Annotated in this window: 13 protein-coding genes; 9 read left to right on the top strand and 4 right to left on the bottom strand. The window is 69.2% G+C overall.

Annotation, left to right across the window (positions count from 1 at the left end; genetic code table 11):
- Nucleotides 1-236: 236 nt before the first annotated feature.
- Genes BJQ90_RS13695 through rsmD form a run of 4 tightly spaced genes read left to right on the top strand, consistent with a single transcriptional unit; the run spans nt 237 to nt 5,233 of the window.
- Nucleotides 237-1,247, top strand: a complete 1,011-nt coding sequence (locus BJQ90_RS13695; protein WP_413463683.1) for a thiamine-phosphate kinase — start codon at nt 237-239, stop codon at nt 1,245-1,247.
- Nucleotides 1,248-1,269: 22 nt separating this feature from the next.
- Nucleotides 1,270-2,331: a DAK2 domain-containing protein gene (locus BJQ90_RS13690; protein WP_226760810.1), complete on the top strand. Its 1,062-nt coding sequence runs from the start codon at nt 1,270-1,272 to the stop codon at nt 2,329-2,331.
- Nucleotides 2,321-4,585 carry an ATP-dependent DNA helicase RecG gene (locus BJQ90_RS13685; RefSeq protein ID WP_226760798.1) on the top strand — a complete coding sequence of 755 codons (2,265 nt, stop codon included), beginning with the start codon at nt 2,321-2,323 and terminating at the stop codon, nt 4,583-4,585. Before BJQ90_RS13690 ends, BJQ90_RS13685 begins: the two co-directional genes overlap by 11 nt.
- 30 nt (nt 4,586-4,615) lie before the next feature.
- Nucleotides 4,616-5,233 carry a 16S rRNA (guanine(966)-N(2))-methyltransferase RsmD gene (rsmD, locus tag BJQ90_RS13680; RefSeq protein WP_226760797.1) on the top strand — a complete coding sequence of 206 codons (618 nt, stop codon included), beginning with the start codon at nt 4,616-4,618 and terminating at the stop codon, nt 5,231-5,233.
- On the opposite strand, the gene BJQ90_RS13675 is transcribed toward rsmD, so the two are convergent.
- Genes BJQ90_RS13675 through BJQ90_RS13665 form a run of 3 tightly spaced genes read right to left on the bottom strand, consistent with a single transcriptional unit; the run spans nt 5,230 to nt 8,074 of the window.
- Nucleotides 5,230-6,012, bottom strand: coding sequence for a spermidine synthase (locus BJQ90_RS13675; RefSeq protein WP_226760796.1), 783 nt, complete (start codon nt 6,010-6,012; stop codon nt 5,230-5,232). The genes rsmD and BJQ90_RS13675 overlap by 4 nt on opposite strands.
- Complete coding sequence (locus BJQ90_RS13670; protein ID WP_226760795.1) at nt 6,012-7,220, bottom strand: aminotransferase class I/II-fold pyridoxal phosphate-dependent enzyme; 1,209 nt, start codon at nt 7,218-7,220, stop codon at nt 6,012-6,014. Before BJQ90_RS13670 ends, BJQ90_RS13675 begins: the two co-directional genes overlap by 1 nt.
- Nucleotides 7,217-8,074, bottom strand: a complete 858-nt coding sequence (locus BJQ90_RS13665; RefSeq protein ID WP_226760793.1) for an SDR family NAD(P)-dependent oxidoreductase — start codon at nt 8,072-8,074, stop codon at nt 7,217-7,219. The genes BJQ90_RS13670 and BJQ90_RS13665 overlap by 4 nt, the downstream gene beginning before the upstream one ends.
- Nucleotides 8,075-8,122: 48 nt before the next feature.
- Between BJQ90_RS13665 and coaD the strand changes: the two genes are divergently transcribed.
- The 5 genes from coaD to mutM all read left to right on the top strand — a co-directional run bounded on the left by coaD (nt 8,123) and on the right by mutM (nt 11,325).
- The gene (coaD, locus tag BJQ90_RS13660; protein ID WP_226760792.1) at nt 8,123-8,623 is read left to right on the top strand and encodes a pantetheine-phosphate adenylyltransferase; all 501 of its coding nucleotides are present in this window, start codon (nt 8,123-8,125) and stop codon (nt 8,621-8,623) included.
- Between the two features lie 173 nt (nt 8,624-8,796).
- A complete protein-coding gene (locus BJQ90_RS13655) occupies nt 8,797-9,321 on the top strand; it encodes a YceD family protein (RefSeq protein ID WP_226760791.1) in 525 nt (174 codons plus the stop codon).
- 36 nt (nt 9,322-9,357) lie between these two features.
- Complete coding sequence (rpmF, locus tag BJQ90_RS13650) at nt 9,358-9,561, top strand: 50S ribosomal protein L32 (RefSeq protein ID WP_009356569.1); 204 nt, start codon at nt 9,358-9,360, stop codon at nt 9,559-9,561.
- A gap of 21 nt (nt 9,562-9,582) precedes the next feature.
- The gene (gene rnc, locus BJQ90_RS13645; protein WP_226760790.1) at nt 9,583-10,344 is read left to right on the top strand and encodes a ribonuclease III; all 762 of its coding nucleotides are present in this window, start codon (nt 9,583-9,585) and stop codon (nt 10,342-10,344) included.
- Nucleotides 10,345-10,353: 9 nt separating this feature from the next.
- Complete coding sequence (mutM, locus tag BJQ90_RS13640; RefSeq protein ID WP_226760789.1) at nt 10,354-11,325, top strand: bifunctional DNA-formamidopyrimidine glycosylase/DNA-(apurinic or apyrimidinic site) lyase; 972 nt, start codon at nt 10,354-10,356, stop codon at nt 11,323-11,325.
- Here mutM and BJQ90_RS13635 read toward each other — a convergent pair.
- Nucleotides 11,277-12,290 (bottom strand): NAD-dependent epimerase/dehydratase family protein, encoded by a 1,014-nt coding sequence (locus BJQ90_RS13635; protein WP_226760809.1) that lies wholly within the window; start codon nt 12,288-12,290, stop codon nt 11,277-11,279. The two genes, mutM and BJQ90_RS13635, sit on opposite strands and share 49 nt — an antisense overlap.
- Between the last annotated feature and the right edge of the window lie 28 nt (nt 12,291-12,318).

Genomic DNA, 12,318 nt, shown 5'->3' with positions numbered 1-12,318 from the left:
GGGCATGCCTAAGAGTCTCGCACGCCCGTCACGGAGCGGGGAAAACGGGAACAGCGCGGCGCCGCAGGGCCGCCCTGCCGTGAACACCCCGCAGCGCGGAGCCGCCGCCGTTGCGGGCCCCGCGGTAGCGTAGGGCTGTGCCTGAACACGAGCCTGTCCCACTTTCCGAAGCGACCCGGTCCGGGGTGACGCCCCCCAGGGCGGCCCTGCCCGGGCCGACGCCGTCCGGCCCGGCCCTGACGGTGGCGGAGCTCTCCGAATCCCAACTACTGGAACGAATCTTCCCGCGCCTGCACTACGGCCAGGAACACAACCCGTCCCTGATCCTGGGCCCGGGCGATGACGCCGCCATTGTGGCCGTTCCGGACGGGCGGACAGTCCTCAGCATCGACACCCAGGTGGCCGACCAGGACTTCCGCCTGGAGTGGAACAACGGCTACCGGACCACCGGTTACGACGTCGGCTGGAAGGCCGCCGCTCAGAACCTCAGCGACATCAACGCCATGGGTGCCCGTGCCACGTCCCTCGTGGTCAGCCTCACCATGCCCCCGGAAACCCGGGTCGCCTGGGTCGAGGACTTCGCCGACGGACTCAGTGCCGGCATCCGGAACCTTGGTGCCCCGGACTGCGCCGTGGCCGGCGGAGACCTGGGACGCGGCCGTGAGCTGGCGGTGAGCGTGGCGATTCTCGGCAGCCTCGACGGCCGGGCAGCCGTGCTGCGCTCCGGCGCGCGGCCGGGGGACGTCCTGGCGCTCGCCGGCACCGTGGGCCGGGCCGCGGCGGGTCTCGCGCTGCTGGAATCGACGAACCCCGTCGAGGCCCTGGACCGGGAACAGCGCGCCCTGATGGACACCCAGTGCAGGCCCATGCCCCCGCTCGCCGCGGGCCCGCTGGCCCGGGATTCCGGAGCCACGGCCATGATGGACATTTCCGACGGACTGGTCCGTGACGGCCAACGGATGGCGTCCGCCAGCCACGCCGTCCTGAACCTCGACGCGGCGGCACTGCGGGAACTGGCGGTTCCGCTGCTGCCTGCCGCCGGCCTGCTCGGCACAGACCCAATGGCCTGGGTCCTGGGCGGCGGAGAGGACCACGGGCTGCTTGCCACATTCCCACCCGGTCTTCAGCTGCCTCACGGTTTCACTGCGATAGGCTCGGTAGAAGCCCCTGCACCAACGGACCGCGCGGGCGTCAAGATAGCGGGCAGGCCCGCTGACACTGTGGGATGGGATCACTTTGCAGACTAAGATTGCCGCGAACGCGCAAGCGATGAAGCGGTGGTTGAGCAAGGCAGAAACAACGCTTGGAAACCACAGCGACCGCCTGAACGCCATCAACATCTTCCCCGTCGCCGACGGCGATACGGGCACGAACCTGTACCTGACGGTGCGGGCCGCCGCCCAGGAACTCCACACCCTGGACACCACCGCGCTGCCCCAGATCAGCACGGATCCGTCCCTGCATTCCTTCGGTCCGCCGGACCCGGCCCGGAACGACGTTGGCGCCGTCCTCTCCCGGGCCGGCCTGGCTGCCATGGAAAAAGCCCGCGGCAACTCCGGCACCCTGTTCGCTGTCTTCCTCTGCGCCGCGGCAGAACCCCTCGCCGGCCACCACCGGCTGAGTGCGCCGCTGCTGGCCGCCGCGCTGAACCGGGCCCAGCTCCGGGCCTGGTCCGCGTTGAGCGACCCGGTTCCCGGCACCATGCTGTCCGTGATGGAAGCCGCCGCCCGCGCCGCGGCCGCCGTGGACTCTGCGCACGACGGCGACGACAGCAACCACACCCTTGGCCTGGCCCTGGATGCCGTCGTGGACGCAGCCGTCGCGGCTGTGGTGCGCACTGAGGACCAGCTGGAGGCCCTGCACGCCGCCCACGTGGTGGATGCCGGCGGCGTCGGGATGCTGCTGGTCCTCGACTGCCTCCGCTCCGCCGTTCTCGGTGAGGAACTCCAGGACCAGCTGCTGGACGGACTGCACGGCTACGACGTCCAGGACCCCCACATCCATGCCGGCATGCCGCGTGACGAAGGTGTGGAAGTCATGTGCACCATCACGCTTTCACCTCTGGACGCCGCCATGATGCGCCAGCGGCTCGACGAAATGGGCGAGTCCGTCATCATGAGCCAGGTCGGCGGGGCGGCCGATGCGTCCGGGACCTACCGCTGGCGCGTCCACGTCCATGTGCCGGCTGCCGCGGCGGCCGTCGCCCTGATCCGCTCCCTCGGCGAACCCTCGGACATCAGCGTTACTGACCTTGCCGTGCCGGACGCAGAACCCCGCGACTCCGGCGACCGCGAACCCGCAGGACAGGCCCCCGACGGACATGAACGCTGAGCTGGACAACGCCGAAGCGGGACTGGGCCTGGAACGCCGCATCGGCAAGCGTTCCGCGGCGGTCATCGAAAAGCACCTTGGCATCACCACCGTCGGCGGGCTGCTGAACTACTTCCCCCGCCGCTACATGGACCGCGGCGAACTGACACCCATCAGCGAGGTTCCGCTCGACGAGGACGTCACCCTGATTGCCCGGGTGGTCAGCAGCAGCACCCGGTTCATGAAGACCCGCCGCGGCTCCCTGACCGACGTCGTGATCACCGACGACGCCGGCGCCGCGGCCCCGGGCACCGGGACCGGCCGGCCCGGCACCCTGAAGGTGAGCTTCTTCAACGGCCACCGGGCCAAGGCCGAGCTGCAGCCGGGCCGCCGCGCCCTGTTCTCCGGGAAGATCACCCGCTACGGCGGCGCCCTGGGGCTGACGAACCCGGACTTCCAGCTGCTGGACGAGGACCCGGACACCCCCGGGATGGACCCGGAGGCGCTCGCGGCCATGCCCATCCCGGTATACCCGGCGACCGCCAAGCTGACCAGCTGGTCCATCCAGAAAGTCGTCGCCACGCTGCTGGAGACCGCAGACCTGGACGCCCTGCCTGACCCGCTGCCGGCGCAGATCACGGCCCGGGAGAAGTTCGTGCCGGTCGCCGACGCGTACCGGCTCATCCACGCCCCGCACGGACCCGCAGACTGGCAGCGCGCCCGGGACCGGTTCCGCTACCAGGAAGCCCTGGTGCTCCAGGCCGCCCTCGCCCGGCGCCGCGCCCAGCTCGCCGCGGAGGAGGCCACCGCCCGCCGGCCTGCCGCGGAGGGGCTGCTGACCGCCTTTGACCGGCAGCTGCCGTTCACCCTGACTGCCGGCCAGGCCGCCGTCGGGAAGACCCTGGCCGCGGAGCTCGGCCAGGACTCGCCGATGAACCGGCTGCTCCAGGGCGAAGTCGGTTCGGGGAAGACCGTCGTGGCCCTGCGCGCCATGCTGCAGGTGGTCGACGCGGGCGGACAGGCCGCCCTGCTGGCCCCGACCGAGGTCCTTGCCGCGCAGCACTTCGAATCGATCCGCCGCACGCTCGGGCCGCTCTCCCGCGACGGCATGCTGGGCGGCTTCGGCCCCGACGCGGTCCAGGTCACGCTCCTCACCGGCTCCATGCCGACCGCGGCCCGGAAACAGGCCATGCTGGACGCCGCCTCCGGAACCGCCGGGATTGTCATCGGTACGCACGCCCTGCTCAGCGACAACGTTTCCTTCTACGACCTCGGTCTGATCGTGGTGGATGAACAGCACCGCTTCGGCGTAGAACAGCGCGACGTGCTCCGGTCCAAGGCCAGGAAGCCCCCGCACCTGCTGGTCATGACCGCCACCCCCATCCCCAGGACGGTGGCCATGACCGTGTTCGGCGACCTCGAAACGTCCGTGCTCGACGAACTGCCGGCCGGGCGCGCGCCGATCACCACCCATGTCGTCGGCCTCGCGGAGCACCCGGCGTGGGCCACACGCATCTGGAGCCGCGCCCGGGAGGAGATCGACGCCGGCCACCAGGTGTACATCGTCTGTCCCAAGATCGGCTCGGACGACGACGGCGACTTCAGTCCCGGCGAGGCCGAACCGACCGCCGCGGACCTCGACGGGGACAGCGCGGCGCGTGAACTGGCATCCGTCACCGCCGTCGTGGAACAGCTCCGGGACGAACCGGCCCTGGCCGGCGTGCCCGTGGCGCCGCTGCACGGCCGGCTGGACCCGGCACTGAAGTCCGAAACCATGGCCTCCTTCACCGCCAACCAGACCAAGCTCCTGGTCTCCACCACCGTGATCGAAGTGGGCGTGGACGTCCACAACGCCACCCTGATGGTGATCCTGGACGCGGACCGCTTCGGCATCTCGCAGCTCCACCAGCTCCGCGGCCGGGTGGGCCGCGGCGGGCTGCCGGGCACCTGCCTGCTCGTCACCGCCCTGGAACCCGGCCACCCGAGCCGCCGGCGGCTCGACGCCGTCGCGGCCACCACCGACGGCTTCGCGCTCTCCCAGGAGGACCTCAAGCTGCGCCGTGAAGGCGACATCCTGGGCGCCTCCCAGTCCGGCGGCCGGTCCACACTGAAGCTGCTGCGGGTCCTGGAACACGAGGACGTGATCGCCCGGGCACGGCAGGACGCCTGGCAGATCGTCGGCGGCGACCCGTCACTGGGCGCCCACCCCGCCCTCGCCGCATCGATCGACGAATACCTCAATCCGGAAAAGGAGGCGTTCCTTGAACGCGGCTAACACCACCAATGCACCCAGGACGGCCCGGCCATGAGCCGCATCATTGCCGGGGCCGCGGGCGGAACGACCCTGGTCAGCGTCCCCGGGTCCCTGACCCGGCCCACCACGGACCGGGTCAAGGAAGCGCTCTTCTCCCGGCTGGACGCCTTTGAGGTCATTGCGGACGCCCGCGTGCTGGACCTCTACGCGGGCTCCGGTTCCCTCGGCGTGGAAAGCGCCAGCCGCGGAGCGAAGACCGTCGACCTGGTGGAATTCGACGGGAAGGCCAGCGAGGTCTGCCAGCGCAACGCGGACCTGGTCAACACGGTCGCGGGGCGCAAGGTCGTCACCGTGCACCGGTCCAAGGTCGAATCGTTCCTGGAACGCGCCCAGGACGGCGTCCGCTGGGACCTCGTCTTCCTGGACCCGCCCTACCCCCTCGACGAACCGGCGCTGGCCGGGGTGCTGGCCAAGCTGCTCCCGCATCTTGCCGAGGGCGCCGTCGCCGTGGTGGAGCGCTCATCCCGGTCGCCCGAGCCGGGCTGGCCGGACGGGATGGAGCGGTTTGCCGAACGGAAGTACGGGGAAACGAAGCTCTGGTTCGCCGAACCCAGCGTGGAGGAAGGCGCAGGGGACGCGCCCGGAGCAGAAACGAACAGCTCCGGCTAGCCGGCGAGCGCGTCCAGCGCCACGCCGGACAGCACCTTCGCGGGGTGGGGCCCGCGGGCGGTGAGCGCCGCGGTCCACACCTCCGGCCAGGGTCCCTGCGTCCCGGTCAGGATGATGTTGCCGGGATAGCGGCCGCCGAACATGCCGGCCTCGGCAAAGGCGGAGACATCGGACATCGCCCGGCGCAGCGCGGCCACCTGGCTGCGGACCAGCGTGAGCCCGGGTTCATCACCCACGTTGACGATCAGGACCCCGCGGGGGCTGAGCTTTGCCGCGGCTTCGAGGTAGAACTCCGTGCAGGCGATATGCTCCGGTGCCTCGGGCCCGGAGAAGATGTCCAGGATCACGACGTCGAAGCGCAGTTCCGGGGGCAGCACGGCCAGGGCGCCCCGGGCGTCGCCGATCAGGGTGTGCAGCTCGGTTCCCTCCGGCAGGGGGAGTTGCTGCAGCACGAAGTCCAGCAGTTCCCGCTCCAGCTCCACCGCGTACTGCACGGAGCCCGGCCGTGTGGCCTGGATGTAACGGGCCAGTGTCAGCGCACCCGCCCCGAGGTGCAGGGCGGTGATGGGTTCGGCCCAGGGCGCCGCAAGATCCACCACGTGGCCGATCCTGCGCAGGTACTCGTAAAAGATATCCGAGGGGTCCGCGAGATTGACGTGCGACTGTTCGGCGCCGCCGATGCTGAGGACAAAGCCGCCCTCGGTGAAGGCGTCGGGCTCGATTGTCGCGTGCTGGCCGGTGGTGCGCAGGAACCGCGAGGCCGGGGGAGTGTCCGGCATCAGAGCCTGTCGCGGAGGGTCGCGAGCCGTTCGGCGGCTTCCTGCAGCACGTCGATCCGTTTGCAGAAGGCAAAGCGCAGCAGGCTCCGGGTGCGTTCGGCGCCTTCCGGGTGGCAGAAGACCGGCACCGGAATCGCCGCGACGCCCACGAGCGCGGGCAGCCGGCGGGCCAGGTCCACGGCGTCGGTGATGCCCAGCGGGGCGGTGTCCACGTTTACGAAGTAGGTCCCCTGCGGGGTGAAGACGTTCAGTCCGGCCGCGCGGAGGCCCTCGCTGAGGATGTCGCGTTTGAGCTGCAGGGTGTCGGCGATTCCGGCGTAGAACTCGTCCGGCAGGCCGAGGCCGGCCGCGATGGCGCTCTGGAACGGGGTGCCGGAACTGTAGCTCAGGAACTGCTTTACTGTGCGGGCCGCCGCGACCAGGTGCTCCGGCCCGCTGAGCCAGCCGATCTTCCAGCCGGTAAAGGAGAAGGTCTTCCCGGCGGAGGAGATGGTCAGGGTGCGTTCCGCGGCGCCCGGCAGGGTGGCCACCGGGATGTGACGGGCCCCGAAGGTGAGGTGTTCGTAGACCTCGTCGGTGATGATGACGGCGTTGTGCCGGATGGCGAGCTCGACCACGCGTTCAAGCACTTCGCGGGGGAACACCGCGCCGGTGGGGTTGTGCGGGTTGTTGACCAGCACCACCTTGGTGCGGCTGCTGAACGCCGCGTCCAGGGCGTCCAGGTCCGGCATGAAGTCGGGGGCCAGCAGCGGTGCGGTGACGTGGCGGGCACCGGAGAGGCCGATGATCGCGCCATAGGAGTCGTAGAACGGCTCGAAGGTGAGCACCTCATCGCCGGGCCCCACGAGTGCGAGCAGTGAAGCGGCAATGGCCTCGGTGGCGCCGGTGGTGACGATGATCTCGGTCTGCGGGTCCGGCTGCAGGCCGTAGAAACGCTCCTGGTGGAGCGAAATCGCCTCCCGCAACTCCAGGATGCCCTTGCCGGGGGCATACTGGTTGGCGCCGGCGGCGATGGCGGCCTGCGCGGCCGCCTTGATCTCGACCGGGCCGTCCTCGTCCGGGAAGCCCTGGCCAAGGTTGATCGCGCCGGTCTGCAGGGCGAGGGTGGTCATTTCCTCGAAGATCGTCACGCCGAGGGTGCCGCCGGGGGAGAGGAGGTTGGCTCCGGTCGCGGTCCGCTGCCACGGGAGCTGCTTCGGGGAGTTCACCGCTGGTCCGTCTTCTCGACCCGCCCGGTGAACTTATCCATGGTGGAGTAGATCCCGAAAACCTTCCCGCCCACGAAGTCCCAGGCCCGCACCGGCAGCAGGCCGCGCAGGACTTTGCCCAGCTGCGCGGTCGCCGGGGCGATCAGTTGCGGCCGGCCGGCCGCGGTGGCCACCCACGCCCGGTTCACGGCGTCCTCCGGCGTCATCAGCGGCGTCAGCAGCGGGCCGCGGGCGCCGGCAAACATTCCGGTGGAAATGTAGCTGGGGCAGAACGTCGTCACGGCGAGGTGGCGGTAGCCCTGCTGTTCGAGTTCCAGCCGGAGCGAGTCGCTCCAGCCAATGACGGCCCACTTGGACGCCGCGTACACGCTCATCCTCGGGTTGGAAACGGTTCCCGCGGCGGAGGCGATGTTGAGGATCCGGCGCGGCCGGCCGGCGTCGGCCATCATGCCCGGCAGGAACGCATGGGTGACGTACATCGGCGCCAGCGCGTTGATGTCCATGGTCAGGGCGATGTCCCGCTCCGGGCTGTGGTCCCAGAACAGCGCACCGCGGACGATGCCGGCGTTGTTGACCAGCAGCGTCAACGGACCTTCCTCCGCGCAGTCCGCCGCGGCCTCGGCGATCGCCGTGCGGTTGGCGAGGTCCACCTGCCGGACGACGGCACGGGCGCCGAGGGCGGTGACTTCGGCGGCGGTCTTCGCCAGGCCGGCGGCGTCGACGTCCCAGAGAATCACGACGCCGGCGCCTTCGCGGGCCGCCCGCAGGGCGTAAAGACGGCCCATGCCCATGGCGGCTCCCGTCACGAGAACCACGCCCCCGGACACAGTGAAGGGAATGCTTGATGCTGACATTCAGCCATGTTATCCCGGCCGGCGGCAGCAATACGGTAGGTTCGGAGGATGAGACGCGCCGTATGCCCTGGCTCCTTTGACCCCATCCACAATGGCCACCTGGAAGTCATTGCCAGGGCCGCCGGCCTGTTTGATGAGGTGATTGTCGGCGTCTCCACGAACTACGCCAAGAAATACCGGTTCACGCTCGAGGAGCGCATCGACATGGCGAAGGAGACCCTGGCCTCCCTGCGGGGCATCGTGGTCGAGCCGGTCGGGGAGGGACTCCTCGCGGAGTACTGCCGCCAGCGGGGCGTATCCGCCATCGTCAAAGGCCTCCGCTCCTCCTCCGACTTTGACTATGAGCTGCCGATGGCGACGATGAACCGCCAGCTGTCCGGCGTCGAGACGGTCTTCCTGCCCGCCGAGGGCCACTACCTCCACCTGTCCTCCACTTTGATCAAGGAAGTGTTCACCCTGGGCGGTGATGTCTCCGACTTTGTGCCCCGCTCGGTGCTGAAACGGCTGCACCCGGGCGGGCCGGTCCAGGATCAGCCGCGCAGAGGGTAAGCTTGATCGGTACTCGGCGGCCTGCTGCCGGTTGCGGGGCCTGAATCCGGAGCGGCGTGCGGTGTGAACTGCAGGAAGCTGCCGGTTTGAGTCCGCCCGGCAGATCAGGCTAAGATGGTACGTCGGTCATATGTTCAACAGGAGTTCTCATTAAACGAGATGCTAGTTCGCCCTTGGTGTTTGACGTCAAGGACCTCGGACGCAGTCCGGGAAGCATGCGGACGCTGACGGAACATGTACCCGCACCAGGTGATCTTGGTGTGGCGCTCATTGGCGTGCGGGAAGGCTCGGATGTCGAGCTGGATCTGCGGCTTGAGGCCGTACACGAAGGAATTTTGGTATCAGGAACCGCGCACGTCGAAGTTACTGGCGAGTGCGGCCGATGCCTGGATCCCCTTGCGTATGACCAAGAGGTCGATGTGCAAGAACTTTTCTTCTATGAGGACGCTGTGTTCTCGGATGAAGAAGACGAAGAAGAGCAACGTCGAATCGAGCACGATCTGATCGATCTTGAGCCGGTGTTGCGGGACGCAGTTGTAACCATGCTGCCGTTCCAGCCGGTGTGCCGGGAAGACTGCCAGGGCCTTTGCTCCGAATGTGGAGTTCGCCTGGAAGACGAGCCGGGGCATCACCACGAGGTGGTAGATCCTCGCTGGGCTGCCCTAGCTGACTTGGCTAAGCCTGACCGGCAAAACTGATTTGTAAGTGTTGGACTAGAGAGAAATGAGTTAGCCGTGGCTGTCCCGAAGCGGAAAATGTCTCGCTCGAATACCCGCGCCCGCCGCTCCCAGTGGAAGGCAACTGCCCCCCACCTGGTGAAGACTGTCGAGAACGGCCAGGTTACGTACAGCCTGCCGCACCAGGCAAAGGTCGTTACCGACTCGGCTGGCACCGCGCTGTTCCTTGAATACAAGGGCCGCAAGGTCGCAGACGTCTAATCCGCCAACTGGCTGACTAAGATGTCTTCAACTGAAGAGCTTCTGAAGCGTCTCGGTGTCACTATTGACGCCGGGACGCTTCGTCTTGCGCTCACACACCGTTCCTACGCCTACGAAAACGGCGGCATCCCCACCAACGAACGGCTCGAGTTCCTCGGCGACTCCATCCTGGGTTTTTCGGTAACTGACGCCCTGTACCGTGACAACCCCACGCTGCCCGAAGGGGACCTGGCCAAGCGCCGTTCCGCCGTCGTCAGCACCCGGGCACTCGCGGGCATCGGACGCAGTATCGGGCTGGGGGAGTTCATCTACCTCGGACAGGGCGAAAAGCTCACCGAAGGCAAGAACAAGGCCTCGATCCTCGCCGACACCATGGAGGCGCTGATCGGCGCCACCTACGTCTCCAATGACATCGAGACGGCGCGCCAGCTGGTCATGCGCCTGATCGGACCGCTGCTGGCGGACGCCGCGGCGCTCGGCGCCGGCACCGACTGGAAGACGAGCATCCAGGAGCTCGCGGCCAGCCGCCAGCTCGGGACGATCAATTACGCGGTGGAGGGCTCCGGCCCGGACCATGCCCGGACCTTCGAAGCCATCCTGCGCATCGGCGGGACCGACTACGGCAGCGGGTCAGGCAACTCCAAGAAGGAAGCCGAGCAGGAAGCCGCCGCGGATGCCTGGCGCAGGCTGTCGGCTCCGTCAGCTGGGACGCCGGAGGCAGTGCCGACCGTCGAGCCCGGTGCGTCCGACCCGGAGCAGCTGCAGTCCCAGCCCGGCGCTTAGGCCCGCCCGGTGCCTGAACTGCCCGAGGTCGAAGTTGTCCGCCGCGGCCTTGTGAGCTGGGTGCGGGGCCGGACCATCACCGCCGTTGAGGTGGTGGATCCACGCTCCGTCCGCCGGCACGCGCTCGGCCCGGAGGACTTCGCCGGCAACCTTGAAGGCGCCCGCGTCCTGGACGTCGTCCGGCGCGGAAAGTTCCTTTGGCTGCCGCTGGCGGACACCCCCGCCGCGGATCCCGCCGGCGGCGCAGCCGAAGCCCCAACTCCGGCGGTGGCCCTCATGGCACATCTGGGCATGTCCGGACAGCTGCTGATGCAGGACTCCTCGGTCTCCGACGAGAAACATCTGAAAGTCCGGCTGCGGCTCAGCCCCGCGGAGGGCATGCCGGAACAGCTCCGGTTCGTGGACCAGCGGATTTTCGGCGGACTCTTTTTGACCTCGCTGATCCCCACCGCAGACGGCGGCCCCGGCGGGCTCGCCGAGACGCCGCTGCCGCTCATCGCCGCGGAAGCCTCCCACATCGCCCGGGACCCGCTGGATCCGTACTTTTCCTTCGAGGAGTTCTACCGCCGCCTCCGCGCCCGCAAGACAGGCCTCAAACGCGCCCTGCTGGACCAGGGGCTTGTCTCGGGGATCGGCAACATCTATGCGGACGAAGCACTCTGGAAGGCGCGGCTGCACTTCGCCCGGCCCACGGACACGCTGCGGCGGGCGGAGGCCGGGCGAGTTCTCGACGCCGCACGCGAGGTCATGACCGACGCCCTGGCCGCCGGCGGCACCAGTTTTGATTCGCTCTATGTCAACGTCAACGGGGCGTCCGGCTACTTCGACCGCTCCCTGAACGCCTACGGCCGCGAGGGCAAGGAATGCAAACGCTGCGCCGCCGCCGGTCTGGTCAGCACCATGAGGCGGGACCAGTTCATGAACCGCTCGTCCTATACGTGCCCCGTCTGCCAGCCGACGCCGCGCAACGGCCGCTGGTAGGAACCGTAGTGCGCGGCCAGCCGCGCCAGGCCCTCGTCAAGTGACACGGCGGGGGTCCAGCTGAGGAGTTCGCGGGTCTCGCGCTGGTCGAACCAGTGGGCGGTGGAGAGCTGTTCGGCGAGGAATCTGGTCATCGGCGGCTCCCCTGCCCGGCCGGCCCACGTCCAGGCCTTCTCCACCACCGATCCTGCCGCCCGCGCGAGCCCGCCCGGTACCGTCCACGACGGGGCAGGGACGTCGGCGGCGGCGCAGATGCCCGCCAGCAGCTCACCGACCGGGCGGGGTTCACCGTTACTGACCACGAGCGCCCGGCCGTGGATGTGCTCCATGCGGTGCAGCCCGGCGACGATCGCCGAGGCGGCGTTGTCCACGTAGGTGGTGTCAATCAGGGCGGCACCGGCGTCGAGCAGCGGCAGCCGGCCGCGGCCGGCACGCTCCAGCACCCGTTCCACCAGCTGCGTGTCGCCGGGGCCCCAGACGATGTGCGGGCGCACCGCCGCGACGCGGATTTCCGGCGAGTCAGCAGCCAATGCCAGCAGTTCGCCCTCGGCCTTGGAGCGGGAGTAGTTGCCGTGCGCGCGGGCCGGGTCCGCCGGCTCTGCACCCAGACCGGCGATGGCTGTCCCGGAATTGGCCACCGACGGGGACGAGACACACACCAGGTCCCGCACGCCGGCTGCACGGGCCGCACGGAGCAGCAGGCGCGTCCCTTCGACGTTTACCTCGTCGAAATCCGCGGCGCGGCCGGTGAAGGAGACCTTCGCAGCCAGATGGATCACGCCCTCGGCGCCGGCCACGGCGCGGTGGACGGCGTCAAGGTCCGTGACGGACCCGCAGAGGTCCGCGGCGCCGTGGACGCCCGTGGAACGGCGCTGGAACGTGGTGACCGTGTGGCCCTGGCGCACCAGCAGCCGTGCCACTTCCCCGCCGAGCAGGCCGCTCGCGCCGGTGACGAGGACCCTCACGGTGTGCCTGCCCGGCCGCCGGCCAGCA

This window comes from Arthrobacter sp. SO3, assembly GCF_020532825.1.
Taxonomy (GTDB): Bacteria; Actinomycetota; Actinomycetes; order Actinomycetales; family Micrococcaceae; genus Arthrobacter.
This window is presented reverse-complemented; position numbering and strand designations above follow the sequence as displayed.